Source organism: Agromyces sp. NPDC029043 (genome assembly GCF_055564615.1).
Genome location: NZ_JBVHVX010000001.1, coordinates 683,917 through 708,051, shown reverse-complemented (window position 1 = coordinate 708,051; position 24,135 = coordinate 683,917). Strand labels below are relative to the sequence as shown.

At 72.6% G+C, this 24,135-nt stretch carries 23 protein-coding genes; 17 read left to right on the top strand and 6 right to left on the bottom strand.

Annotated features, from left to right (window positions below):
- Positions 1-107 precede the first annotated feature (107 nt).
- Positions 108-917 (top strand): MarR family winged helix-turn-helix transcriptional regulator, encoded by an 810-nt coding sequence (locus ACZ4TW_RS03425; protein WP_465540133.1) that lies wholly within the window; start codon positions 108-110, stop codon positions 915-917.
- 30 nt (positions 918-947) lie between these two features.
- Here the strand turns inward: ACZ4TW_RS03425 and ACZ4TW_RS03420 are convergent, their stop codons facing one another.
- The 5 genes from ACZ4TW_RS03420 to ACZ4TW_RS03400 form a co-directional block, all read right to left on the bottom strand.
- The gene (locus tag ACZ4TW_RS03420; RefSeq protein WP_465540131.1) at positions 948-1,550 is read right to left on the bottom strand and encodes a nucleoside deaminase; all 603 of its coding nucleotides are present in this window, start codon (positions 1,548-1,550) and stop codon (positions 948-950) included.
- A 174-nt stretch (positions 1,551-1,724) separates the two neighbouring features.
- Positions 1,725-2,525, bottom strand: a complete 801-nt coding sequence (locus ACZ4TW_RS03415) for an ABC transporter permease (protein WP_465540129.1) — start codon at positions 2,523-2,525, stop codon at positions 1,725-1,727.
- 9 nt (positions 2,526-2,534) lie between these two features.
- Positions 2,535-3,524: an ABC transporter permease gene (locus ACZ4TW_RS03410; protein WP_465540127.1), complete on the bottom strand. Its 990-nt coding sequence runs from the start codon at positions 3,522-3,524 to the stop codon at positions 2,535-2,537.
- A 128-nt stretch (positions 3,525-3,652) separates the two neighbouring features.
- Positions 3,653-4,849 (bottom strand): ABC transporter substrate-binding protein, encoded by a 1,197-nt coding sequence (locus ACZ4TW_RS03405; RefSeq protein WP_465540125.1) that lies wholly within the window; start codon positions 4,847-4,849, stop codon positions 3,653-3,655.
- A 92-nt stretch (positions 4,850-4,941) separates the two neighbouring features.
- A complete protein-coding gene (locus ACZ4TW_RS03400; RefSeq protein WP_465540123.1) occupies positions 4,942-5,994 on the bottom strand; it encodes an ABC transporter ATP-binding protein in 1,053 nt (350 codons plus the stop codon).
- Positions 5,995-6,143: 149 nt separating this feature from the next.
- Here ACZ4TW_RS03400 and ACZ4TW_RS03395 point away from each other — a divergent pair, with 149 nt between their 5' ends.
- From ACZ4TW_RS03395 to ACZ4TW_RS03330, 14 genes are all read left to right on the top strand, one after another.
- Positions 6,144-6,947: a FadR/GntR family transcriptional regulator gene (locus ACZ4TW_RS03395; protein ID WP_465540121.1), complete on the top strand. Its 804-nt coding sequence runs from the start codon at positions 6,144-6,146 to the stop codon at positions 6,945-6,947.
- Positions 6,944-7,732, top strand: coding sequence for a PDC sensor domain-containing protein (locus tag ACZ4TW_RS03390; protein WP_465540119.1), 789 nt, complete (start codon positions 6,944-6,946; stop codon positions 7,730-7,732). Before ACZ4TW_RS03395 ends, ACZ4TW_RS03390 begins: the two co-directional genes overlap by 4 nt.
- Before the next feature lie 130 nt (positions 7,733-7,862).
- Positions 7,863-8,411 (top strand): hypothetical protein, encoded by a 549-nt coding sequence (locus ACZ4TW_RS03385; RefSeq protein WP_465540116.1) that lies wholly within the window; start codon positions 7,863-7,865, stop codon positions 8,409-8,411.
- Between the two features lie 73 nt (positions 8,412-8,484).
- Positions 8,485-10,398 (top strand): vWA domain-containing protein, encoded by a 1,914-nt coding sequence (locus ACZ4TW_RS03380; protein ID WP_465540114.1) that lies wholly within the window; start codon positions 8,485-8,487, stop codon positions 10,396-10,398.
- Positions 10,399-10,446: 48 nt separating this feature from the next.
- On the top strand, positions 10,447-11,184 hold the full coding sequence (locus ACZ4TW_RS03375; protein ID WP_465540112.1) for a sirohydrochlorin chelatase: 738 nt from the start codon (positions 10,447-10,449) through the stop codon (positions 11,182-11,184).
- A 139-nt stretch (positions 11,185-11,323) separates the two neighbouring features.
- Positions 11,324-13,117, top strand: a complete 1,794-nt coding sequence (locus tag ACZ4TW_RS03370) for a nitrite/sulfite reductase (protein WP_465540110.1) — start codon at positions 11,324-11,326, stop codon at positions 13,115-13,117.
- The gene (locus tag ACZ4TW_RS03365; RefSeq protein ID WP_465540108.1) at positions 13,114-13,872 is read left to right on the top strand and encodes a phosphoadenylyl-sulfate reductase; all 759 of its coding nucleotides are present in this window, start codon (positions 13,114-13,116) and stop codon (positions 13,870-13,872) included. The genes ACZ4TW_RS03370 and ACZ4TW_RS03365 overlap by 4 nt, the downstream gene beginning before the upstream one ends.
- A complete protein-coding gene (gene cysD / locus ACZ4TW_RS03360; protein WP_465540106.1) occupies positions 13,869-14,798 on the top strand; it encodes a sulfate adenylyltransferase subunit CysD in 930 nt (309 codons plus the stop codon). Before ACZ4TW_RS03365 ends, cysD begins: the two co-directional genes overlap by 4 nt.
- Positions 14,798-16,123, top strand: a complete 1,326-nt coding sequence (locus tag ACZ4TW_RS03355) for a sulfate adenylyltransferase subunit 1 (protein WP_465540104.1) — start codon at positions 14,798-14,800, stop codon at positions 16,121-16,123. The genes cysD and ACZ4TW_RS03355 overlap by 1 nt, the downstream gene beginning before the upstream one ends.
- Complete coding sequence (locus tag ACZ4TW_RS03350) at positions 16,120-17,247, top strand: ABC transporter substrate-binding protein (protein WP_465540102.1); 1,128 nt, start codon at positions 16,120-16,122, stop codon at positions 17,245-17,247. The genes ACZ4TW_RS03355 and ACZ4TW_RS03350 overlap by 4 nt, the downstream gene beginning before the upstream one ends.
- Positions 17,248-17,249: 2 nt before the next feature.
- Complete coding sequence (locus ACZ4TW_RS03345) at positions 17,250-18,068, top strand: ABC transporter ATP-binding protein (protein WP_465540100.1); 819 nt, start codon at positions 17,250-17,252, stop codon at positions 18,066-18,068.
- The gene (locus ACZ4TW_RS03340) at positions 18,061-18,963 is read left to right on the top strand and encodes an ABC transporter permease (RefSeq protein ID WP_465540097.1); all 903 of its coding nucleotides are present in this window, start codon (positions 18,061-18,063) and stop codon (positions 18,961-18,963) included. The genes ACZ4TW_RS03345 and ACZ4TW_RS03340 overlap by 8 nt, the downstream gene beginning before the upstream one ends.
- Entirely contained in the window at positions 18,960-19,730 is a 771-nt protein-coding gene (cobA, locus tag ACZ4TW_RS03335; RefSeq protein ID WP_465540095.1) for a uroporphyrinogen-III C-methyltransferase, read from the top strand. The genes ACZ4TW_RS03340 and cobA overlap by 4 nt, the downstream gene beginning before the upstream one ends.
- Positions 19,731-19,772: 42 nt before the next feature.
- Positions 19,773-21,185, top strand: coding sequence for an FAD-dependent oxidoreductase (locus tag ACZ4TW_RS03330; RefSeq protein WP_465540092.1), 1,413 nt, complete (start codon positions 19,773-19,775; stop codon positions 21,183-21,185).
- A 189-nt stretch (positions 21,186-21,374) separates the two neighbouring features.
- Here the strand turns inward: ACZ4TW_RS03330 and ACZ4TW_RS03325 are convergent, their stop codons facing one another.
- Positions 21,375-22,052, bottom strand: a complete 678-nt coding sequence (locus tag ACZ4TW_RS03325) for a TetR/AcrR family transcriptional regulator (protein ID WP_465540090.1) — start codon at positions 22,050-22,052, stop codon at positions 21,375-21,377.
- 72 nt (positions 22,053-22,124) lie between these two features.
- Between ACZ4TW_RS03325 and ACZ4TW_RS03320 the strand changes: the two genes are divergently transcribed.
- Positions 22,125-23,057: an alpha/beta hydrolase family protein gene (locus ACZ4TW_RS03320; protein WP_465540088.1), complete on the top strand. Its 933-nt coding sequence runs from the start codon at positions 22,125-22,127 to the stop codon at positions 23,055-23,057.
- A 58-nt stretch (positions 23,058-23,115) separates the two neighbouring features.
- Entirely contained in the window at positions 23,116-24,126 is a 1,011-nt protein-coding gene (locus tag ACZ4TW_RS03315) for a glycosyltransferase family 2 protein (protein ID WP_465540086.1), read from the top strand.
- Positions 24,127-24,135: the final 9 nt, after the last annotated feature.

Genomic DNA, 24,135 nt, shown 5'->3' with positions numbered 1-24,135 from the left:
ATGTACATGTCAGACGACATGCATTCGGTCCGGATGGCTCCGGACCCACAACATCCGCCGGATCCCTCGCGCACGCCCCGACCGCATCCGGCCACGAAAGGATTCCCATGAACACCCACGACCAGCACCACGACCACGACCACGACCACGACCACGACCACGACCACGACCACGCTGGAATCAACGGCGACGCGCAGCGTCCCGACACAGACGAGCCCGCCTCCGCCCGTCCCCTCGGCTTCTGGCTGAAGACCGTCGACGGCCTCATCGACCGCGAGTTCGAGAGCGCGTTCGCCGACCTCGGCGTGACCCGCCGCGACTGGCGGCTGCTGAACCTGATCGCCGGCGAGGCCCGCGACGACCGCCTCCGGTCGAAGCTCGAGGCCCGCCCGCACAGAGTGCTCCCCCTCGTCGAGCGCGGCTGGGTCGTCGGCGAGCCCGGCGCCTGGACGCTCACCGACGAGGGGCGCGACGCGCTCGAGCGCCTCGGCGAGCGCGTGCGCGGCATCCGCTCGCGCATCGGCGGCGCCGTGTCATCCGACGACTACGCGACGACCCTTGCCTCGCTCGAGTCGATCGCCCGCGAGCTCGGCTGGACCGAGGGCGACGGCCAGGCCTGGCGCTCCGCCGGCCGCCGCGGCCGAGGCGGCTGGGGCATGCGGCCCGGGTTCCGCCGCTTCGGCCGTCCGCCGTTCGGCGCCGTACCGCCCGGCGTACCGACCCCCTGGATGGCCGGCGACCTCGACGACTGCGGGCACCACGGGCACGGCCACCGCCACCCCGGGCACGAGCGGGCCGGCCGGGCCGGCTTCGACCGCCACGGCGACCTGCACGTGCACGTCCACCTCGACGACCCGCGCGAACACCGCCACGGGCGCCCCGGGCATCGGGGCCACCGCGACCACGCGGAGCACTGAACCCGCGTCATCGCAGCGGCCGGTCCCGGACTACGGTTCGGACCGGCCGCGCGCGTTGTAGACGACCGCGTCGGAGGCGCCGAACGCGCGGAACACCTCGATCGACTCCGCCCGGCGCACGCCCGAATGCACGCGGATGCCGCGGCGCTCGAACTCCCCGATCCAGTCGTCGGGCATCGGCCCCTCGTCGAATCCCGTGAGCTCCTGGCACTCATCGCCGTGACCGGCGAGCACGAGCCGGCGCACGCCCGACCACATCGTGGCGCCGTAGCACATCACGCAGGTCGCCCAGTTGACGACGAGCTCGAGCTCGGCGCCGTCGGCCCCCAGGTCCCATCGGCCGAGGCGCGCCTGTGCGAGGCTGAGCGCGGTCACCTCGGCGTGCGCCGAGCTGAGCCCGCTCGAGAGCACGACGTTCACGCCCGCCGAGACGAGCTCGCCCGAGGCCGCGTCCACCACGAGCGCCGCGAACGGGCCGCCGTTGCCCGCGCGCCAGTTGCGGTCGGCCAGCTCGATCGCGAGCCCGACCCGCGCGTCGTCGTCGGGCAGCGGCGACGCGGCCAGCCGCGGGAGCTCGTCGACCAGCCACGCGGGCAGTGACGCGGCGAACGAGGTCGGGAGGGCGCCATCCATGCCCCTCATTCTGCCCCTCGGCTCCACCCCTGGGCTGCGTGATCGGCTCCGGCGGACTCGAGTTGCCGATCCAGCGGGGTTCCCGGCGGCGCAACCGGACGGAACCGGCAACTCGGCGACGGGATGACGGACCGCCGCACTGCGAGGCCTCCCGCGACGCGAGCGCAGGGCAGGTCAGGGCGCCTTCTGCTCGTCGCCGGAGAGGCGCTGCGCGAGCCAGATCGGCACGATCGAGACGATCACCAACACGACCGCGATGACCGCGACGATCGGCGCCTGGCTCGGCCGGAACATGTTGTTCAGGATGAAGATGGGCAATGTCGTCACGCCCGAGCCGGCCGTGAACGTCGTCACGATGATCTCGTCGAACGACAGCGCGAACGCCAGGAGCCCGCCCGCCAGCAGCGCAGACCGCAGCTGCGGGAAGGTCACGAGCCGGAACGTCGTGAACACCCCCGCGCCGAGGTCGGCGGACGCCTCCTCGAGCTTCGTGCCGGTGCGGCGCAGGCGCGCGATCACGTTGTTGAACACCGTCACGATGCAGAAGGTGGCGTGCGCGATCACGACGGTCCAGATCGAGAGCGGGATGCCCATGATCGTGCGGAAGAAGTTGTTCAGCGCGATACCGGTGATGATGCCGGGCAGTGCGATCGGCAGGATCACGAGCAGGTTCACGGTCTGGCGCCCGAAGAAGTCGAAGCGCTGCAGCGCGAACGAGATGAGCGTGCCGAGCACGAGCGCGATCGCGGTCGAGATGATTGCCACGACGACGCTCGTGCCCACCGCCTCCATCGCGCCCGCCGACGCGAACGCGCGCTGCCACCACTCGAGCGTGAAGCCGGGCGGCGGCCATGACAGCGAGGTCGACGTCGAGAACGAGTTGACGAGCACCACGAACAGGGGCACGTACACGATGACGAGGATGATGCCGGCCACGACGGCGAGCGTGGTCCGTGAGAGTCGCGAGAGTCGCATCCGTCGCCCCTAGAGGTTGTCGAGGGCACCCGTGCGACGCACGAGCGCGAGGTAGCCGAAGATGATCGCGATCGGGATGAGCGCGATCGCCGCCGCGAGCGGCAGGTTGTTCGCCGCGCCGACGTTCGTGTACACGAGGTTGCCGAGCATCTGGCTCGCGCCGCCGACGATGTTCACCGTGATGTAGTCGCCGAGCGAGAGCGAGAAGCTGAAGATCGTGCCGGCGATGATCGCGGGCATCGCGAGGGGCAGCACGACGTGCCGGATGGTGGGCCACGCCTTGCCGCCCAGGTCGGCCGAGGCCTCGAGCAGCGAGTCGGGCACCCGCTCGAGCCCCGCGTAGATGGGCAGGATCACGAACGGTAGCCACAGGTAGGACAGCGTGATGATCGTCGCCGGCAGCCCGTAGCCCGGCGTGTGCAGGCCGAAGGGCGCGAGCACCCATTCGAGGATGCCGTCCTGCGAGAGCACCGACCGCCACGCGTACGCCTTGACCAGGTAGCTCGCCCAGAGCGGCATGAGCACCGCGACGACGAGGATGCGGCGAGCGCGCGGCGACGCGACCTTCGCCATGTAGAACGCGATCGGCAGGGCGAGCGCCACGTCGATGATCGTGACGAGCAGCGCGACGCCGATCGTGCGGAGCGTCACCGTCTGGTAGAGCGAGCCGGTGAGCACCGTGATGATGTTGTCGAGCGTCCACTCGGTCGTGATCTGGCCGGTGAAGCTGTCGACCGACCAGAAGGCGGTGACGAGCAGCGCGGCCAGCGCGACCACGTACACGAGGCCCAGCCAGAAGAGCGGGGCCGAGAGCAGCAGGGCGAGCCGCAGCCTCGGGTGGGTGCTGAGGAACACCGAGGTGCGGCGGGCCGCCGTCGGCTTCGGGCGTCGGATGGCGCGGCCGGGCGTGCCCCCGGGCCCGTCGTCGGGCGCCGCGGGCTCGGGCGGCCCGGATGCCGCGCCGCGAGCGGATGCCGGTGCCGTGGCGTTCATCGTCATGCTGCTTCCTGTGGGGTTCGGGGGGAGAGCTGAGGGTCGAGGAGCCGGCGGAGCCGGCGTCCCGAGACCCGGAGGAGGGTGCGGGTCGAGGAGCGGGGGTAGGGCTCCTCGACCCGCCCGGGGCGGGATCAGCCCTTGATCTCGGACCAGGCCTCGGTCCACTGCGCGTAGTCGACGCACTCGACGTCGGTGCGACCGTCGACGCACTCCGCGATCGGGGTGGTCCAGTACCAGATCTGCGACGCGTACTCCTCGTCACCGGCGTGGAACGCCTCGCACGAGCCCTCGCTGCGGAACTCGCAGGCCTCCTGGTTCGACGGCGCCTCGCCGAAGTACTCGGTCGCCATGGCGTTCGCCTCGGGGCTCGCGATGTAGTTCAGCCACTCGTAGGCGCAGTTCACGTTCGCGGCGTCGGAGGCGATCATCCAGGTGTCGGACCATCCGGTCGCGCCCTCCTCGGGCAGGACGACCTCGGTCGTCGCACCCGAGCCGGCGAGCACGTTCTGGATGACCTGCCACGTGGTGCCGACGACCGAGTCGCCGGTCTCGAACGCCTGGATCTCCTTCAGGTAGTCCGACCAGTACTCGCCGATGTGCGCGCGCTGCTCCTTGAGCAGGTCGACCGCGGCCTGGAACTGCTCCTCGTCGAGCGCGTACGGGTTCTCGATGCCGAGCTCGGGCTGGTGGTGCATCAGGTAGACCGCGGCATCCGCGATGTAGATCGGCGAGTCGTACGCCGTCACCTTGCCGCTGTTCTCGCTCGCCTTGTCGAACACGACGTCCCACGAGGTCGGGGCCTCGGCGAAGGTCTCCGTGTTGTACATGAGCAGGTTCGCACCGTAGCCGTGGGGCACGCCGTACGAGACGCCGTCGACCGAGTTCCACTCCTTCTCCTTGAGGAAGTCGTAGATGCCCTCGTAGTTCGGGATGAGCTCGGTGTTGACCGGCTGGACCTCGCCGCCCGCGATGAGGCGGAGGGTCGCGTCGCCGGAGGCGGCGACCACGTCGTACTCACCCGTCTTCATGAGGTTCACGGCCTCATCGGAGGTGCCGTAGGTCTTCGAGGTGACCTCGCAGCCGGTCTCCTCCTCGAAGGGCGTGACCCAGTCGACGGCGGGGTCGTTCGTGCCGTCCTCCACGTAGCCGGGCCACGCGAGGATCGAGACCTGGCCCTCGGTCTCGCCGAGCTCGGTCACGGCCTCGTCGCCGCCGGCCGCGGTGCCGGTGCCGGAGGTGCCGCAGGCGGTCAGGGTGAGCAGGGCGATCGAGCCGATCGCGATGCCGACGGTCGCGCCGCGGCGCGCCGTGCGCGGAATGCGCATCATGGTTCTCTCCTGGTTTCTCTGTGCGGGTGGTGGGTGTGGTGCAGGTCGGTGCAGGTCGTGGGAGGGTGGACGCGGGACGACGTGCCAAGCCGCTACGCGGCCGGTGCGCTCGCGACATCCGCCCCGCCGAGCGCGACGACGTCGTCGTCGTGCCAGCTGACGATGACGCGGTCGCCACGGTCCTCGTCGTGGGAGCGGTTGCGGTCGTTCTGCTCGAGCACGCTGACGCGCGGCCCGGCGTCGAGGTCGACGACGATGCGGATGCCGCTGCCGAGGTAGATCGTCTCGACGACGGTTCCGGGTGCCGAGTGGACGCCGTCGCCCGCGGCGGGGCCCGCGTCGACGGTCATCTTCTCGGGGCGGACGGAGTGCGTGCCGCCGCGGCCGAGGAGCGCCTGCGACGCCCGGTCGTCGAGCAGGTTCGACGTGCCGACGAAGTCGGCGACGAACCTGGAGACGGGCCGCTCGTAGAGCTCGGCGGGCGTGCCGAGCTGCTCGATGCGGCCGTTGTTGAAGACGGCGACGCGATCGCTGAGGGTGAGCGCCTCCTCCTGGTCGTGGGTCACGAAGATGAAGGTGATGCCGAGCTCGCGCTGGATCTGCTTGAGCTCGACCTGCATCTGCTCGCGGAGCTTGAGGTCGAGGGCGCCGAGCGGCTCGTCGAGCAGCAGCACCTTGGGCTGCACGACCGTCGCGCGGGCGAGCGCGACGCGCTGCCGCTGGCCGCCCGAGAGCTGCGCGGGCCGGCGATCGCCCATCTGCTCGAGGCGCACCGACGCGAGCGCGCGGCGCGCCCGTTCGAGGCGTTCGCGCCGCCCGATGCCGCGGACCCGCAGCCCGTAGGCGACGTTCTCGAGCACCGACATGTGCGGGAAGAGCGCGTAGTCCTGGAAGACGGTGTTCACGTCGCGGTCGAAGGGCGCGCGCTTGGTGACGTCGTCGCCGAAGAGCTCGATCGTGCCGTCGGTCGGCTGCTCGAAGCCGGCGATGAGCCGCAGGACAGTGGTCTTGCCCGACCCGGAGGGACCGAGCATGGAGAAGAACTCGCCCGCCGCGATCTCGAGATCGACGTGGTCGACGGCGGTGACGGCGCCGAACTCCTTGGTGAGCCCGGTGAGCCGGATGGCCGGCTGCTGGTCGGTCATGACGATCTCCTTCGATGTCGTGGTCTAAATCATATGGATTCATATGTCATAGTCCAGAGGCCCGTGTTACGGTCGCATCACGGATCCGCCGGACGGCGCCCCCAATCCGGGGGTGACGGATACCGCGGGCGCACGATCGAGGAGGACCGATGCCGCAGGCCACCGCGCGCGCCGACGCCGCCCGCGCCGTGATCTTCTCCCCGCTCGAGGGCGCCGGCCGGGCCGAGCTCGTCGAGCAGCGACTCACCGATGCGATCGTCTCCGGCGTGCTCCACGACGGCGAGCGCCTGCCCAGCGAGGCCGAGATCGCGCGCAGCCTCGGGGTGGCCCTGGTCACCGCGCGCGAGGCGCTCGTCGCGCTCCGCCTCAAGGGCCTGGTCCGCACGCGGCGCGGCCGCGAGGGCGGCAGCTTCGTGACGTACGACCGCGACACCTCCACGCGACTCATCGACGAGCGCCTGCGCGCGACGAGCCGCATCGAGCTGCGCGACCTCTCGCTGCACGTCGCGGCGATCGCCGGGATGGCCGCCGACGTCGCGGCCGACCGGGCCAGCGACGACGACGTGCAGAGCCTCGTCGAGATCGACGCGCGCGCCGACCTGACCTCGACCGGCGGCGCCCGCCGCGCGGTCGGCCGCTTCCAGCTCGAGGTCGCGGCGGTCAGCCAGTCGCCCCGGCTCGTGCACGAGGAGCTGCGCCTCCAGGCGGAGACCGGCGTCCTGCTCTGGCTCTGCCTGGGGCAACAGGAGTACCGTGACCGCAGCAGGGAGGCTCGCCTCGAGGTGATCGACGCGATCCGGCGAGCGGATGGCGCATCCGCCCGCCTCGCGACCGTCGAGCACATCACGTCGGCCGTCGAATGGCTCGTCGACGAGAAGGTCCGGCTCGAGGGGGCATCCGTCACCGACGCCGCGGCGACGCGGCCCCGATCGACCGAAGGGAGCCCGTCATGACCCTCGTCGACACCGCCGCAGGCATCGCGCAGCGCGTCGCCGCGACGATCGACCCGGTCTTCGCCGTCATCGACGAGTGGCAGGTGCGCGTCGAAGGGCGGCTCGCGGCCGAGGCCGAACCTCGCGCCGCCGCATTCGACCCCGTCGTCGCCGAGCTCGTCGCGGGCGAGCTCGAGCGCCCCGGCACGCTGATCACCGGGGCCGGCTTCGTGGCCGCCCCGGGCTTCCTCGTCGACGCGCCGTGGCACCTCGCCTGGTGGCTCTCGGGGGCCTCGCCGTTCGGCATCGAGCCGGCGGCCGGCGCGCTGCGACGCCTCGACGCGGTGAGCGACCCCGATGCCGAGGCGTTCCGCGACTACACGACGCTCGAGTGGTGGCGCGTCCCCGCGCGCACCGGCCGGCGTCACCTCACCGGCCCCTACGTCGACTACCTCTGCACCGACGACTACACCGTCACCATCACCACGCCCGTCATGCTCGACGGCGAGATGGCAGGACTCGTCGGCGCCGACGTGTACGTCGCCCGGCTCGAGCAGGCGCTGCTGCCCGTGCTCCGCGAGGCCGACCGGACGTGCACGATCGTCAACGCGTCGGGTCGCATCGTCGCGTCGACCGACCCGCACCGTGCGACCGGGGCGCTGCTCCGCCTCGACGGCCTCGCCGAGTCGCTCGCCCCGCTCCGCGAGGCCGAGGCCGAGGGTCGAGTGACGGATGCCGCGCCCCTCCCGGGCGGCGCCGACGTCGTGGCCTGCGGCGACACGTCGCTCGCGCTCGTGGTCGAGTAGCGACATCAGCCGACCCAGCCGCGCCCGCACGGCGCCGCCCTTCCGTGCCGATACAGTGAGGGCCTACGCAAACGGACGCGTGTCCGTGCGAGCGGACCCGCAGGACGAGACCGGCGGTCGACTGGTGACGATGACCATCAGGGAGAAGCAGGCCCGCAGGCGGCGCCGGCGATCCGCCGCGTACGTCGGCGTGACCGCCGCCTGGGCGCTGACCATCTGGGCGAGCACGATGATCGCGCCGCCGGAATGGCTCCACCTCGTGGCGCTGTTCGTGCACCTCGCGGCCCTCGTCGTCGGTCTCGGCGCCGTCCTCATGATCGAGTGGCACGCCCTCCTGTGGGCGACCGGATGGAGCAACCTGCGCGAGCTGCGCCAGGCCGACCGCACGATGATCCTGCCCGTGTGGGTCGGCCTGGGCGGGCTCTTCGTGAGCGGCGCGCTGCTCCAGCCGCACCTCGACCAGCCCCTCACGCTCGTGAAGCTCGGCGCGGTGCTGGTGCTCAGCCTGAACGGCGTCGCGCTCACGCGATGGACCTCCGACCTGGCCCGCCTGCCGACTCGCGCGACCTTCGGCTCGCTGCCCGCGCGGGCCCGGAACGGGTTCGTCGCGAGCGCGGTCGTGTCGCAGCTGAGCTGGTGGACCGCGGTCGTGATCGGCATGCTGAACTCCACGACGTGACGCGGTCCCTGCGCTCGCACAGGCGGCTGAGCTAGGCTCACGAACGAGCCAGCCGCCCGACTGGAGGACCCCGATGCGCGACGCGAACGAGACCCTACCGGCCCGACGCGACCGTCGTCGCCTGCGCGAGGAGGGTCGCCGCCGTCGCCGCCGCGTGCTGTGGATGTCGATCGCCGGCGTCGTCGCGGCACTGCTCGTCGTGGGCGGCGTGGCCACCGCGGCGCTGCTCGCCGAGCCCGGCGGCACGAGCGCGGCGCCCAGCGAACCCGCCGAGGCCGAGCTCGTCGTGTTCCCCGAGGACGAGCCCGCCGAGGCCGACGGTGCGGCACCGTGCACGACGGTGCGCGCGCTGTCCTCGTTCGAGAACGCCGAGATGGTCGTCCAGCTCGCCGAGGCGTACAACGCCCAGCCTCGCGACGTCGGGGGCAACTGCGTCGAGGTGGTCGCGACCAAGGACAAGTCCGGCGTCGCCGCCGAGGAGGCCGCCGTCGGGTTCACCGAGCAGCCCGAGGCCGAGCGCCCGACGCTGTGGATCCCCGACGCGAACTCCTGGCTCGGCGTCGCCCGCGAGGCCGGCGGATCGGCGAACGTGCCCGACGCGGGCGAGAGCATCGGCTCGTCCGACGTCGTGCTCGCGATGCCCGAGCAGCTCGCGACGGCGATCGGCTGGGACGAGGAGCCGCCGAGTTGGTCCGAGGTGTTCGCGACGGCCGACGACGCCGAGGTCTGGGCCGACCTCGACCACCCCGAGTGGGGCGAGTTCAAGCTCGGCAAGACGAGCCCGCTCGTCGCGAGCTCGGGCGAGGCCGCGATGCTGGCCTCGTACGGATCGGCCGCGGGATCGGTCGCAGAGCTCTCGACCGAGGACATCGCCGACGACGAGGTGACCGACGAGGTCCGAGCGCACGAGCTGGCCACGAGCCACTACATGGCCACCCCCGAGCACTTCCTCTGGCACGCGCGGCAGTCGGAGGACAAGGGCGGTTCGGCCGCCGACTTCCTCTCCGCGGTCATCGTCGACGAGAAGTCCGTGTGGGACTACAACCGCGGCATCACCAGCCGCGACGGCGTGACCCGCATCGAGGCCGAGCCGCCGCAGGAGCAGCTCGTGCCGATCTACCCGACCGACGGCTTCTACGTCGCCGACAACCCGGCGGTCGTGCTGACCGGGGCGTGGGTCGACGACGCCGAGGCGGTCGCCGCCGAGGACTTCATCCGATTCGCGGGCACCAAGGAGGGCCAGGAGGTCGTGCGCGCCACCGGCTACCGCGACCTCAACGGCGAGCTCGATCCCGAGGTCGCCGAGGTGGGCGCGCTCGCGGAGTCGCCGAGCGGCGGTCTCGCGTTCCCCGAACCGCCGGTCGTCGTCGCAGTGCACGAGGCGTTCCCCGAGGTGCGCAAGCGGGCGAACGTGCTCTTCCTCGTCGACGTGTCGGGCTCGATGGGCAATCCGATCGGGACGGGCGAGTCCAAGCTCGACGCCGCGAAGGGCGCCATCTCGCAGGCCCTCGACCACTTCGCCGCCGGCGACGACGTCGGACTCGCGGCGTTCTCCGAGGTCGACGCGAACGAGCTGGCGCCCGGCGAGGTGAGCGCGGTCGAGGACATCGCCGCCACGCGCGACCGGTTCGAGACGGCGCTGGCCGGCCTCGCGCCGATCGAGTGGACCCCGCTCTACGAGGCCGTCGACACGTTCTCGAAGCGCCAGGCGAACGCGTACGACCCCGACCGGATCAACGCGATCGTGCTCCTCAGCGACGGACGGAACGAGACCGAGGCGCCGAGCGTCACGGCCGACCAGATGCTCGCCACGCTCGAGGGACTCCACCACTCGACGCCCGTGCTCGTCTTCACGCTCGCGTACGGCGCCGACGCCGACGTCGCGACGCTGCAGTCGATCTCGAGCGCCACGGGCGCGCACTATTACGACGCGACCGATCCGACCGAGGTCGACGAGGTGCTGGGCGACCTCGTGACGAGCTTCTGATCCCCGTCGTCGCGTGCGCCGAGTCCATGTCTCTGCGAGCATGAACGGATGACGCAGCCTCCCGCCCTCGTCGGAATCTCCCACGGCACCTCCTCGCCCGAGGGGCAGCGGGCGGTGCGCGGGCTGCGCGACGCCGTCGTCGAGGCGGCGGCGCAGCGGCATCCGGACGCCACGCCGAGCGTGCGGCTCGGGCACGTCGACGTCGAGCAGCCCGACGTGCCGGCCACGCTCGCCTCGCTCGAGCCGGGCGAGCCCGCCGTGGTGGTGCCACTGCTGCTCTCGGCGGGGTACCACGTCTACGTCGACCTGACCGAGGCGGTCGCCGACGAGACCGCGCGGCCCGTCGTGCTGGCCGGCGCGCTCGGGCCCGACGACCGGCTCGCGACGGTGCTGCTCCGCCGGCTCGAGGAGGCCGGGCTGCGCGACGACGACCGGATCGTGCTCGCGGTGGCGGGCTCGAGCGACCGGCGGGCGGTCGAGGACTGCCACGACCAGGCGCGGCGGCTCGCCGCGGCATCCGGCCGTGCCATCGCGGTGGGCTTCCTCTCGGCGGCCCATCCGCGACTGCCCGACGCCGTCGCGGCCGCACGCGAGGCCGCGGTCGCCGACGGCCGGGTGGTCGTGGCGAACTACCTGCTCGCGCCCGGCTACTTCGACGACCTCGCCAGGGCCGCCGGCGCCGACGTGACCGCGCGGACCCTGCTCGTGCCCGACGAGCCCGCTCCCGCCGACGTCGTCGACGTCGTGCTCGACCGCTACGCCGACGCCGCCGCCGTGCTCGCCTGAGCCGACCGCGCGACGTTCCGTTACGCGTCATGTGACGGCGCGTGACCCACCGTGACGGGCTCGCCTACCGTCATCCGCCCGAGTTCCGTACCTTCGAGCCCACGCACCCCGGACGGGGTACGCGAGCAAGGAGGACTTCGTGACGATCGAGACGACGGATGCCGCGACGCGGCCGCCGCGCGCCGAGCGTCCCGCAGCGGCCGGCGGCGCCGCCGAGCGCGGGGCCGTCCGAGGCGAACGCCCGGCACGCGACATCCGCCCGCCCCGGCCCTCGGCGAAGCCCAACGGGCAGTGGAAGGTCGACGGAACCACGCCCCTGAACGGCAACGAGGAGTGGAAGCAGGCCGACGGCGGCCTCGCGGTCCGCGAGCGCATCGAGTCGACCTATGCGGCCGGCGGCTTCGCGTCGATCGACCCGACCGACCTGCACGGCCGTTTCCGCTGGTGGGGCCTCTACACGCAGCGCAAGCCGGGCATCGACGGCGGCCGCACCGCCACCCTCGAGCCGCACGAGCTCGAGGACGAGTACTTCATGCTGCGCGTGCGCATCGACGGCGGGCAGCTCACGACCGAGCAGCTGCGCGTCATGGGCGGCATCTCGACCGAGTTCGGCCGCGACACCGCCGACCTCACCGACCGGCAGAACGTGCAGCTGCACTGGATCCGCGTCGAGGACGTGCCCGAGATCTGGCGCCGCCTCGAGGCCGTCGGGCTCGGCACGACCGAGGCGTGCGGCGACGTGCCCCGCGTCATCCTCGGCTCGCCCGTCGCCGGCATCGCCGCCGACGAGCTCATCGACCCGACGCCGCAGATCGACGAGATCACCTCGCGGTTCATCGGCGACGAGTCGCTCGCGAACCTGCCGCGCAAGTTCAAGTCGGCGATCACCGGCCACCCGAGCCAGGACGTGGTGCACGAGATCAACGACGTCGCGTTCGTCGCGGTCGAGCACCCCGAGCTCGGCGTGGGGTACGACCTGTGGGTCGGCGGCGGGCTGTCGACGGCGCCGCGGCTCGCCGAGCGGCTCGGCGTGTTCGTCGCGCCGTCGCAGGTCGCCGACGCGTGGCACGGGGTGGCGCAGATCTTCCGCGACTACGGCTACCGCCGCCTGCGCAACAAGGCGCGGCTGAAGTTCCTGCTCGCCGACTGGGGCGTCGAGAAGTTCCGCGAGGTGCTCGAGACCGAGTACCTCGGGGCGCCGCTGCCCGACGGGCCGGCCGCACCGACGCCCACCACGGTCGGTGACCACGTGGGCGTGCACCGCCAGAAGGACGGTCGGTTCTACATCGGCGCGACGCCGATCGTCGGGCGCGTCTCCGGGCCGATCCTCACGAAGCTCGCCGATCTCGTCGAGGCCCACGGCTCGAGCCGGCTGCGCACCACGCCGCACCAGAAGGTCGTCATCCTCGACGTGCCGGAAGACCGGGTGGAGTCGCTCATCGCGGGCCTCGACGAGCTCGGGCTGCAGGCGCGACCGAGCCTCATCCGCCGCGGCACCATCGCGTGCACCGGCATCGAGTTCTGCAAGCTCGCGATCGTCGAGACCAAGGCGTATGCGACCGCCGCCGTGCTCGAGCTCGAGGAGCGGCTCGCGGCCCTCGACCTGCCGCACCCGATCGCGCTGCACGTGAACGGCTGCCCGAACTCGTGCGCGCGCATCCAGACCGCCGACATCGGCCTCAAGGGCCAGCTCGTCACCATCGACGGCGAGCAGGTGCCCGGCTACCAGGTGCACCTCGGCGGCGGGCTCGCGTCGAAGGACCGCGACGAGGCCGGCCTCGGTCGTACGGTCCGCGGCCTCAAGGTCGCCGCCGACGGCATCGCCGACTACGTCGAGCGCGTGGTCACGCGATTCATCGAGCAGCGGGATGCCGCGGCCGGCGAGACCTTCGCCCAGTGGGCTCACCGCGCCGACGAGGAGGCCCTGCGATGAGCGCGCGCAACATCGGCCTCGCTGCCGTTCCGACCGCCGGCTCCCGCCGCTCCGCCGACGAGCTGCGCGCGCTCGCCGAGGCCGGCAACGCCGCGCTCGGCAGCCTCACCGACCACGAGGCGTCCCCCGCCGAGATCGTCGCGTGGGTCGCGGCGAACTTCGCGACGGATGCCGCGGCGGTCGCCTGCTCGATGGCCGACGCCGCGCTCCCGCATCTCGTGGCGCAGTACCTCCCGGGCGTCGACGTGCTCTTCCTCGACACCGGGTACCACTTCGCCGAGACGCACGCCACGCGCGCGGAGGTCGCCCGGCAGCTCGACGTGCGCATCGTCGACGTGCTGCCCGAGCAGACGGTAGCCGAGCAGGATGCCGAGTTCGGCGCCGAGCTGTTCGCCCGGGATCCCGGCCTCTGCTGCGCACGCCGCAAGGTCGAGCCGCTGCAGCGCGCGCTCGGCGGGTACGAGGTGTGGTTCACGGGCGTCCGTCGCGAGGAGGCGCCGACCCGCGCCCTCACCCCGCTCGTCACGTACGACGAACGGAATGGGCTCGTGAAGGTGAACCCCGTCGCGGCATGGACCTTCGAGGACCTGCTCGACTACGCGGGCGCGTTCCAGGTGCCGGTGAACCTCCTGATGTCGCAGGGATACCCCTCGATCGGCTGCGAGCCGTGCACGAAGCCCGTCGCCGCGGGCGAGGACCCGAGGTCCGGCCGCTGGGCCGGCCTCGCCAAGACGGAATGCGGGTTGCACCTATGACCGACACGAACGTGACCGCGCCGGCGACCGCCGCGGGGCTCGACGCGCTCGATGCGCTCGAAGCCGAGGCCATCCACATCATCCGCGAGGTCGTCGCCGAGTTCGAGCGCCCCGTGCTGCTCTTCTCGGGAGGCAAGGACTCGGTCGTCGTGCTGCACCTGGCGACGAAGGCGTTCTGGCCCGCGAAGGTCCCGTTCCCGGTGCTGCACGTCGACACCGGCCACAACTTCCCCGAGGTGCTGCGCTTCCGCGACGAAACCGTCGAGCGCCTCGGAATCCGCCTCGAGGTGGCGTCGGTGCAGGACTACCTCGACGACGGGCGCCTGCAGGAGCGAGCGGATGGCACGCGCAACCCGCTGCAGACCCAGCCCCTGCTCGACGCGATCGCCGCCGGCCGGCACGACGCCGTCTTCGGCGGCGCACGTCGCGACGAGGACAAGGCCCGCGCGAAGGAGCGCATCATCTCGCTGCGCGACGAGTTCGGCCAGTGGGACCCGCGCAATCAGCGCCCCGAGCTCTGGAGCCTGTACAACGGTCGCCACACGGTCGGCCAGCACGTGCGCGCATTCCCGATCTCGAACTGGACCGAGCTCGACGTGTGGCGCTACATCGAGCGCGAGGGCATCGCGCTCCCACCGCTGTACTTCGCACACGAGCGCGAGGTCTATGCGCGCGACGGCATGTGGCTCGCGGTGAGCGACGTCTCGGCGCCTCGCGAGGGCGAGACCGTCGAGCGCCGCACCGTCCGCTATCGCACGGTCGGCGACCTGAGCTGCACCGGCGCGGTGCTGTCGGATTCGGCGACGGTGTCGGACATCGTGCGCGAGGTCGCGGCATCCACCCTCACCGAGCGCGGCGCGACCCGCGCCGACGACCGCCTCTCGGAGGCGGCCATGGAGGACCGCAAGAAGGACGGGTACTTCTGATGAGCGCGACGACCACCGCCACCGGGTCGCTGTTCCGCTTCGCGACCGCAGGCTCGGTCGACGACGGCAAGTCGACGCTCGTCGGCCGCCTGCTGCACGACTCGAAGGCGATCCTCGCCGACCAGCTCGAGTCGGTCGCGCGCACGTCGGCCGAGCGCGGCTTCGGCGGCGAGCCCGGCGCGATCGACTTCGCGCTGCTCACCGACGGCCTGCGCGCCGAGCGCGAGCAGGGCATCACGATCGACGTCGCCTACCGCTACTTCTCGACCGGTCGCCGGTCGTTCATCCTCGCCGACTGCCCGGGCCACGTGCAGTACACGCGCAACATGGTCACCGGCTCAGCCACAGCCGACGCGGTCGTCGTGCTCGTCGACGTGCGAAACGGCGTGCTCGAGCAGACGCGCCGCCACCTGGCGGTCGTGCAGCTGCTGCGCGTGCCGCACATCATCGTCGCGGTGAACAAGATCGACCTGGTCGACTACGACCGCGCGGCGTTCGAGACGGTGGCGGCGGATGTCGCGACGCTCGCGCGCGACCTCGGCCTCCCCGACGCGCACGTGGTGCCGGTCTCGGCGCTCGCGGGCGACAACGTCGTCGAGCGCTCGGCGAACACGCCCTGGTACGACGGGCCGAGCCTGCTCGAGCTGCTCGAGGGACTCGCCACGATCGACGAGCTCGAGACCGACCTCGAGGCGCTCCGCCTGCCGGTCCAGCTCGTGGTCCGCCCGCAGGGCGCGCTCTCCCCCGAGCTGGCTGCGGCCGCCGACGACTTCCGCGACTACCGCGCGTTCGCGGGCCGCATCGAGTCGGGCACGGTCCGCGTCGGCGACACGGTCGAGGTCTTCCCCGCCGGCATCACGACCACGGTCGCGGGCATCGACCGCGGACCGGTCGCCGTCGAGGAGGCCTCCGCGCCGCTCTCGGTGTCGCTGCGCCTCGCCGACCCGGTCGACGCCGCACGCGGCGCCGTGATCGCGGCCGCCGGGTCGCTCTCCGCGCCTCGGCGGGAGATCGAGGCCGACGTGTTCCAGCTCGACGGGCGTCCGCTCACCACGGGGAGCCGGGTGCTGGTGAAGCACGGCACGACGACCGTGCAGGCGCTCGTGACCGACATCCGGGGCCGGCTCGACCTCGACACGCTCGAGACCACGCTCACCGCGGCGCTCGAGACGAACGACATCGGACTCGTGCGGCTGAAGCTCGCGGCGGACCTCGCCGTCGAGCCGTACGCCGCACACCGCCGGGCGGGGGCGTTCCTCGTCATCCATCCGCACGACGGCGCCACCCTCGCCGCCGGCATCGTCACCGAAGGAGATTCAGCATGACCGCACGTCCGCGCGCCATCCGCTCGACCCGACTCGGAGACCTCGCCGGCATGATGCTCGCCGGCGCGATCCTCACGACCGCGACCCTGTCGGGCTGCGCGGCCACGCCCGCGTCGGGCGCGGGCAGTCAGCCCGAGGCACCCGCCGCCGAGGCGACCGGCACGCCCGCCGAGGAGCTCCGCCTCGGGTACTTCGCGAACGTCACGCACGCGCCCGCACTCGTCGGCCTCGAGGAGGGGCTCATCGAGGAGGCGCTCGGCGACACGACGCTCTCGACCCAGGTGTTCAACGCCGGGCCCGCTGCCATCGAGGCGCTGAGCGCCGGCGCGATCGACGCGACCTACATCGGCCCGAACCCGGCGATCAACACCTTCGTCGCGTCGGGCGGCGAGTCGGCGCGCATCGTCGCGGGCGCGGCAAGCGGCGGCGCGGCGCTCGTCGTGCAGCCGGATATCGACGACGCGGCCGATCTCGCGGGCACGAACCTGGCGACGCCGCAGCTCGGCAACACGCAGGATGTCGCGCTGCGCACCTGGCTCGCCGAGGAGGGCTACGAGACCTCGACCACGGGCGGCGGCGACGTGACCATCTCGCCGACCGAGAACTCGCAGACGCTCACGCTGTTCCAGGCGGGTGATATCGACGGGGCCTGGCTCCCCGAGCCGTGGGTCTCGCGGCTCGTCGTCGACGCGGGCGCCGAGGTGCTCGTCGACGAGGCCGACCTCTGGGAGGACGGCGAGTTCCCGACGACCGTGCTGCTCGTGCGCGCGGACTACCTCGCCGAGCACCCCGAGACGGTTCGGGCGCTCGTCGCGGGCCACGTGGCATCCGTCACCTGGCTCGAGGAGAACGCGGATGCCGCGGCCGACGTCATCAACGCCCGCCTGACGGCCGATGCCGGCAAGGGCCTCTCGGACGAGGTCATCGACCGGGCGCTCGAGCACGTCGAGTTCACGTTCGACCCGCACGCCGACACGTTCGAGCAGCTGCTGCAGGACGGCGTCGACGCGGGCACCTCGAAGACCGGCGACATCGACGGCCTGTTCGACCTGTCGGCCCTCAACGCCGTGCTCGAGGAGTCCGATGAGGAGCCCGTGAGCGCGGCGGGCCTCGGAACGGAGTAGTCATGTCCACCATCACCGCCGGCAGAGTGGCACCGAAGGCGCGTCCCGAGACCCCGGGCTCCGGTGCCGCCACGACGCCTGCTCCCGCCATCCGCATCGCCGGCCTCGGCAAGCGGTACGCCGACGACGGTCCGGTGGTGCTCGAGGGCATCGACCTGGATGTCGCGCCGGGGGAGTTCACGTGCCTGCTCGGCGCGTCGGGCTGCGGCAAGTCGACGCTGCTCTCGGTCGTCGCCGGGCTCGAGAAGCCCACGACCGGCTCGGTCGAGGTCGCCGACGGCGGGGCTGCGGTGATGTTCCAGGATGCGTCGCTGCTGCCGTGGCTCACCGCCCGGCGCAACGTCGAGCTCGCGCTGCGGCTCGGCGGGTCGGGGTTGTCGACCTCGGCCCGCCGGGCTCGCGCGCTCGAACTGCTCGACGTCGTCAACCTCGCGGATGCCGCGGAGAAGCGACCGCACGAGCTGTCCGGCGGCATGCGCCAGCGCGTCGCCCTCGCCCGCGCGCTCGCGCAGGACCGCCCGGTGCTCCTCATGGACGAGCCGTTCGCGGCGCTCGACGCGATCACGCGCGACCTGCTGCACGAGGAGCTCGAGCGCGTGTGGCGCGAGACGGGCCGCACGATCGTGTTCGTGACGCACAACGTGCGCGAGGCCGTGCGCCTGGGGCAGCGCGTGCTGCTCATGTCGAGCCGCCCGGGTCGCGTCGTGCGCGAATGGCGGATCGCCGACGAGGGCCCGCGTCGCATCGAGTCGCCGCAGGTCGGCACGCTCTCGATCGAGATCACCGAGCACCTGCGAAGGGAGATCCGTCGCAATGCCTGAGATCCGGACCCTCGAACGGCCGCTGTCGGTCGACGCCGATTCGCTGAGCGCCGACCTGCGCGGGCTCGACGCACTGCAGACCGAGACGCGCACCACGCGCCCGTGGTGGCGCCGCCTGATCGACGGCGCGCTGCCGCCGATCGTGCTCCTCGTGCTGCTCGTCGCGGCGTGGCAGGCGTACACCGTCATCGCCCAGCCGCGGCCCGACCTCTCGCCGGGCCCGCTCGACGTCGCCGCCGCGCTCGGCCAGTCGTGGGAGGCCGGCCGGCTGCAGCTCGCGGTGACGACGAGCCTCGAGCGCGGCATCCTCGGCTTCCTCATCGCCATCGCCATCGGCACGCCGCTCGGTCTGCTCCTCGCAGAGTCGCGGCTGCTGCGCCGCGCATTCCAGCCGCTGCTCTCCGGCCTGCAGGTGCTGCCGTCGGTCGCATGGGTCCCGGCCGCGATCATCTGGTTCGGGCTGACGGATGCCACGGTGTACTTCGTCGTCCTGATGGGCGCCGTGCCATCCATCGCCAACGGGCTCGTCGCCGGCATCGACCACGTGCCGCCCCAGCTGCGGCGCGTGGGCACCGTGCTCGGCGCCTCGCGCTGGCAGCTCGCCATGGCGGTCGTCGTGCCCGCGGCGCTGCCCGGGTACCTCGCGGGCCTGCGGCAGGGCTGGGCCTTCTCGTGGCGCTCGCTCATGGCGGCCGAGATCATCGCGTTCGGCGGCACGATCGGCTTCGGCCTCGGCTCGATGCTGCAGCAGAGCCGCGACCTCGCCGACCTGGCCGGCGCGCTCGGCACCATCCTCGTGATCCTCGCGATCGGCGTCGTCATCGAGCTGCTCGTCTTCGCACCCATCGAGCGCGGCCTGCTGCGCCGTCGTGGCCTGACGGGAGCGAACGCATGAGCGGCCGCGTCACGCTCGTCGGCGCGGGCCCGGGCGACGCCGGCCTGCTCACCATCCGCGGCCTGCGCGCCCTCGAGGCCGCCGACGTCATCGTCGCCGACCGCCTCGGCGCTCGGTCCGTGCTCGACGGCCTCGCCGCAGACGGCGTCGCGCTCACGGCCGACGTCGTCGACGTGGGCAAGCTGCCCGGCCATCACGCCGTGCCGCAGGACGCGATCAACGAGCTGCTCGTCACGCTGGCCCGCGATGGCAAGCGCGTCGTGCGCCTCAAGGGCGGCGACCCGTACATCTTCGGGCGGGGCGGCGAGGAGCTCGCGTTCTGCCGCGACCGCGGCGTCGACGTCGAGGTCGTGCCCGGCATCACGAGCGCCGTCTCGGTGCCCGCCATCGCGGGCATCCCGCTCACGCACCGCGGCCTCGCGACGACCTTCACGGTCGTCACCGGCCACGACCAGATCCAGCAGCTGGGCGGCGGCCGCGACCACACCGTAGTGCTGCTCATGGGCGTCGGCACGCTCGCGAACTCGGCGATCACGCTCGCCCGCGGCGAGCGTGGCAGCGATTGCCCAGTCGCGATCGTGGAGGATGGGTACGGCCCTCGCCAACGAGTGACGATCGGCACGCTCGGCACGATCGCCCACCAGGCGGCCCTGCGGGGCGTACGATCGCCCGCCGTCGTGGTGGTCGGCGACGTCGTGCGGCTCAGCCCGTACGCGCCCGCCGAGCTGGCGACATCCGCCTTCGCGGCGCCGCCCGCCATCGACTGACCTCCCTCGACCCCTGCACTCCCTCCGAAAGGCCATGCCCTCATGACCCTCAACCTCCGTGTCGCGATCGTCGGAGCCGGCCCCGCCGGCATCTACGCGGGCAACATCCTCCGCCGCCAGGTCGACGAGGCCGGCGGCGAGGTCGCGATCGACCTGTTCGAGTCGCTACCCGCGCCGTACGGCCTGATCCGCTACGGCGTCGCGCCCGACCACCCGCGCATCAAGGGCATCGTCAACTCGCTGCACGAGATGCTCGACGAGGGCACCATCCGCCTCATCGGCAACGTCGAGGTCGGGCGGGATGTCACGGTCGACGAGCTGCGCGAGCGCTACGACGCCGTGATCTTCGCGACGGGCGCCCTGAAGGACGCGCCGCTCGACATCCCCGGCATCGATCTTCCCGGCTCGTACGGCGCGGCCGACGTGGTGGCCTGGTACGACGGGCACCCGGATGTCTCCCGCGAGTGGCCGCTCGAGGCCGAGTCGATCGCGGTGATCGGCAACGGCAATGTGGCGCTGGATGTCGCGCGCGTGCTCGCCAAGCACCCGGCCGACCTGCTCTCGACCGACATCCCCGCGAACGTGCACGCGGGACTGCTCGCCTCGCCGGTCACCGACGTGCACGTCTTCGGCCGCCGCGGCCCCTCGCAGGTGAAGTTCACGCCGATCGAGCTGCGCGAGCTCGGCGAGGTGCCCGACGTCGACATCGTCGTCTACGACGACGACTTCGCGCGCGCCGAGGGCGACGAGCACGCCGCGCACCTGCTCGCGACGAACAACCAGGTCAAGGTCATGACGCGCACGCTCAACGGATGGCGCAAGCCCGCCGACTGGCAGCCGACCGCGTCGCGCCGCCTGCACCTGCACTTCTTCCACTCGCCCGTCGAGGTGCTCGGCACCGACCGCGTCGAGGGCGTGCGCTTTGAGCGCACCCGCCCGGTCGGCGACGGCTCGGTCGAGGGCACCGGCGAGTTCGTCGACGTGCCCGTTCAGGCCGTGTACCGCGCGGTCGGCTACGCGAGCTCGCCGATCGCGGGCGTGCCGTTCGACGACCGGGCCCGCGTCATCCCGAATGCGGGCGGCCGCGTCACGGATGGCTCGGGCGTGCCGATCGCGGGCGTGTACGCGACCGGCTGGATCAAGCGCGGCCCCGTCGGCCTCATCGGCCACACCAAGGGCGACGCGCTCGAGACCATCACCAACCTGGTTTCCGACGCGAACGCCGGCGTCCTTGCGCCGCCGACGGTGGCGGCCGACGGCGGCGGCGAGGTGCTCGAGCTGCTCGAGGCCCGCGGCATCCGCTACACGACCTGGAACGGATGGCTCGCGCTCGACGCGCACGAGCGCGGCCTCGGCGACGCGTTCGAGGGCCCGGTCGCACGCGAGCGCGTCAAGGTCGTGCCGCGCGACGAGCAGGTCGAGATCTCGCGCTCGGGCGCGCTCGTGGCGGGCTGAGGTCGGCACACCCCCGCCGTTCACAGGAGTCCTGACGATCTGCAGGACGATTCGCGCGATCGCGTCCGGCACATCGCGGGATCTCCTGTGAACCGTGGGCGCCGGCGCGGGCAGGCGCCGGGGTCTCGAGGCGGCCTTCGCGCCGGGGCTCGAGGCGGCCTTCGGCCTCCTCGACCCTCACGGGGTGCGTCAGGCGTCGGATGTCGCGGCGAACGCGTCGATCGCGGCGCCGTCGCCTCCTGCGGCGCGCAGGCGCGCGGCGACGCCGGCGCGCGCGCGACGGTACGGAACGTTGGTGCCGCGCAAGACGCTGTCGCGGTTCGCGAGCTCGAGGAGCGCGCTGAACTCGAACGCCGCTTGGGCGGGGTCGTCGAGCGCAGGCAGCTCGCCGAGATCGCGCGCGTGCGCGAGCGACGCGGCGAGGTAGCCCTCCCAGTCGTCGAGCGCCCGGCGGATCGCCTCGCGGACCTCACCCGGCTTCGCATCGAAGTCGGCGGCCGCCGCGCCGAAGAAGCAGCCGCCCGGGAACACGCGATCGCGCGAGTACGCGATCCACCGGTCGACCAGCACGAGCAGGCGGTCGAGTCCGCGCGGCAGTTCGCGCGCCGGCGTGATCACCGTCTCGACGAAGCGCTCGCGAGCCGACTCGACGGTCGCGAGCTGCAGTCGCTCCTTGCTGCCGAACAGCGTCGCGACGCCGCTCTTGCTCACGGACGCCGCCTCGGCGATACGCCCGATCGAGAGCTGGTCGAGGCCTTCGACGGATGCGAGGTCGGCCGCGACGGCGAGCACGCTGCGGCGCGACGCATCGCCGCGGACGCGACGCCCATCGGGGCGCATGTTCCGTTCGTCGATCTCGGTGCTCACCCTCTAGATTTTACGCACGAACGTTCGTATACTCAACGCACGACCGTTCGTATTCATTGATCGGAGCACGTCGTGACCATCGTCGATCCCCTCCTCGCCGCGCAGGTCGCCGCCGTTCGCGCGGCCGATCGGGTCTCGCCCGATGCCGCGGCCCGCTTGGCACTGCCGCTGTTCATGCGCGTCGGCCCACGGCTGCCAGTGCGCCAAGCCGACCGAGCCGTGCACGACGCCGCGCGGCGCCGCCTCCTCCGCGTCCGCGGTCGCGACATCGTCACCTACGAGTGGGGCGCCGGGCCCGACACGATCCTGCTCGTCCACGGATGGCGCGGCCGCGCGTCGCAGTTCGCACCGATCGTTCGCGAGCTGCGCGCCGAGGGCTTCCGGCTGGTCGCCTTCGATGCGCCCGCGAACGGCGACTCGCTCGGCCGACGCACCGACGTGCGCGACTGGCTCGCGGCGATCGAGGCGTTGCAGTCACGCGAGGGCCGGTTCCACACCGTCGTCGGGCACTCGTTCGGCGCGATGGCGAGCGCGGCCGCGATTCGCGACGGCGTGTCGGCCGGGGCGCTCGTCGCGATCGGGGGCATGGCCGACGCGCGCTACCTCGTCGACTCCTTCGCGGCCCGCGTCGGCGTGAGCGCCGCGACCGCCGACGCCGTCGCGGCCCGGTTCGCCCGACGCATCCTGCCCCACCTCGACGACCCGTGGCGCCGCTTCGACGGCACGGCCGAGCTGCTGCCCGAGCCGATGCCGCTGCTCGTCCTCCACGACCGGGGCGACCGCGAGGTGGCGTTCGGCGAGGCCGTGCGCCTGCACGAGGCGCACGGCGACCGTTCGCGTCTCGCGGCGACCGAGGGCGCGGGGCATTCGCGCGTGCTGGGGGCGGATGTCGCGCTCGACGCGATCACCGCGTTCGTCACCGCCGGGCCGTCCGGCGTCGACGCGCTCGGCACGGCCTCGTCGACACCGCGCAGGGCCGGCGCGACGCCGTCGCCTCGCAGCTGAGCCCGGCCGGGAGCGTCACGCCGCGCGCGACCGCCCCGCGCGCCGATATCGTGTCGGCATGGGGCTGAAGCAGATCGTCGCCGACGTGCTGCCCGACCCCGTCGGCGACGCCGGACGACGCGCGATGCACCGCATCCGACTCGAACGCGAGCGGCGCGGTGCACTGCAGCGCCATCTCAATCGGAACATCAGCGTGCCGGGTCTTCGGCGGTCGCCGCGACACGCGGGCTCCGTCTGGGCCGTGTGCATGGCGAAGGACGAGGCCGACGTGATCGGGCACTCCGTCCGGCACATGCTCGGCCAGGGCGTCGCCGGTGTCATCGTCGTCGACAACGGCTCGACCGACGCCACCGCGTCGGTGCTCGCGGCCGTCGCGGCCGACGATCCCCGGCTCCACGTCGGCACCGACGCGGAGCCCGCCTTCCACCAGGGCATGAAGACGTCGTATCTCGCGCATCTCGCGTGGCGCGCCGGCGCCGACTGGGTGGTGCCGTTCGATGCCGACGAATTCTGGTTCGCACGAGACGCCTCGCTGGCCGACCGGCTCGCGCGCGTCACGGCCGATCGCGTGTGGTGCGACTACCGCACGGTGTATCCGCTCGTCGAGGACGGCCGGATCGACCTCGACGCGAGCCGCCCGGTGCAGGTCGACCGCGACCCCACCATGTGGCGCAAGATCGCCTTCCGCGCGCGCCGGTGGGCATGGGTCGGCGAGGGCAACCACGACCTCCGCGATCGCGGGCCACGGCCTGCGGTGGAGCTGCACATGCTCCACTACTCCTGCCGATCGCTCGAGCAGTACTCGCGCAAAGCCTCCCAGGGCGTCGCGGCGCTCGACGAGGCCGGCAAGGACGCGACGATCGCCACCCACTGGCGCGACTGGGCGGCGCTCGACGACCGGGCCCGGGTTGCCGAGTGGGTCGCGTACCTTCGGGGCGAGGCCGGCGCGCCGGCGGATGGCGCGGACGCGGGGCCGGGCTCGGCGCCCGCCGCCGACCGGGTGGTCATCGACGATCCGCGGTCGTGGCGCACCTGGGATCCGGCCCACCTCTTCGACGACCGGCCATGACCCCGCGCC

Excerpts from the sequence above, each read along its gene's own strand:
- cobA (WP_465540095.1), top strand. The coding sequence starts at position 18,960 with ATGAGCGGCCGCGTCACGCTCGTCGGCGCGGGCCCGGGCGACGCCGGC.
- ACZ4TW_RS03315 (WP_465540086.1), top strand. The coding sequence starts at position 23,116 with ATGGGGCTGAAGCAGATCGTCGCCGACGTGCTGCCCGACCCCGTCGGC.
- ACZ4TW_RS03425 (WP_465540133.1), top strand. The coding sequence starts at position 108 with ATGAACACCCACGACCAGCACCACGACCACGACCACGACCACGACCAC.
- ACZ4TW_RS03390 (WP_465540119.1), top strand. The coding sequence starts at position 6,944 with ATGACCCTCGTCGACACCGCCGCAGGCATCGCGCAGCGCGTCGCCGCG.
- ACZ4TW_RS03395 (WP_465540121.1), top strand. The coding sequence starts at position 6,144 with ATGCCGCAGGCCACCGCGCGCGCCGACGCCGCCCGCGCCGTGATCTTC.
- ACZ4TW_RS03410 (WP_465540127.1), bottom strand. The coding sequence starts at position 3,524 with ATGACGATGAACGCCACGGCACCGGCATCCGCTCGCGGCGCGGCATCC.
- ACZ4TW_RS03415 (WP_465540129.1), bottom strand. The coding sequence starts at position 2,525 with ATGCGACTCTCGCGACTCTCACGGACCACGCTCGCCGTCGTGGCCGGC.
- ACZ4TW_RS03330 (WP_465540092.1), top strand. The coding sequence starts at position 19,773 with ATGACCCTCAACCTCCGTGTCGCGATCGTCGGAGCCGGCCCCGCCGGC.
- ACZ4TW_RS03345 (WP_465540100.1), top strand. The coding sequence starts at position 17,250 with ATGTCCACCATCACCGCCGGCAGAGTGGCACCGAAGGCGCGTCCCGAG.
- ACZ4TW_RS03365 (WP_465540108.1), top strand. The coding sequence starts at position 13,114 with ATGAGCGCGCGCAACATCGGCCTCGCTGCCGTTCCGACCGCCGGCTCC.
- ACZ4TW_RS03355 (WP_465540104.1), top strand. The coding sequence starts at position 14,798 with ATGAGCGCGACGACCACCGCCACCGGGTCGCTGTTCCGCTTCGCGACC.
- ACZ4TW_RS03405 (WP_465540125.1), bottom strand. The coding sequence starts at position 4,849 with ATGATGCGCATTCCGCGCACGGCGCGCCGCGGCGCGACCGTCGGCATC.
- ACZ4TW_RS03385 (WP_465540116.1), top strand. The coding sequence starts at position 7,863 with ATGACCATCAGGGAGAAGCAGGCCCGCAGGCGGCGCCGGCGATCCGCC.
- ACZ4TW_RS03400 (WP_465540123.1), bottom strand. The coding sequence starts at position 5,994 with ATGACCGACCAGCAGCCGGCCATCCGGCTCACCGGGCTCACCAAGGAG.
- ACZ4TW_RS03350 (WP_465540102.1), top strand. The coding sequence starts at position 16,120 with ATGACCGCACGTCCGCGCGCCATCCGCTCGACCCGACTCGGAGACCTC.
- ACZ4TW_RS03340 (WP_465540097.1), top strand. The coding sequence starts at position 18,061 with ATGCCTGAGATCCGGACCCTCGAACGGCCGCTGTCGGTCGACGCCGAT.
- ACZ4TW_RS03420 (WP_465540131.1), bottom strand. The coding sequence starts at position 1,550 with ATGGATGGCGCCCTCCCGACCTCGTTCGCCGCGTCACTGCCCGCGTGG.
- ACZ4TW_RS03375 (WP_465540112.1), top strand. The coding sequence starts at position 10,447 with ATGACGCAGCCTCCCGCCCTCGTCGGAATCTCCCACGGCACCTCCTCG.
- ACZ4TW_RS03380 (WP_465540114.1), top strand. The coding sequence starts at position 8,485 with ATGCGCGACGCGAACGAGACCCTACCGGCCCGACGCGACCGTCGTCGC.
- cysD (WP_465540106.1), top strand. The coding sequence starts at position 13,869 with ATGACCGACACGAACGTGACCGCGCCGGCGACCGCCGCGGGGCTCGAC.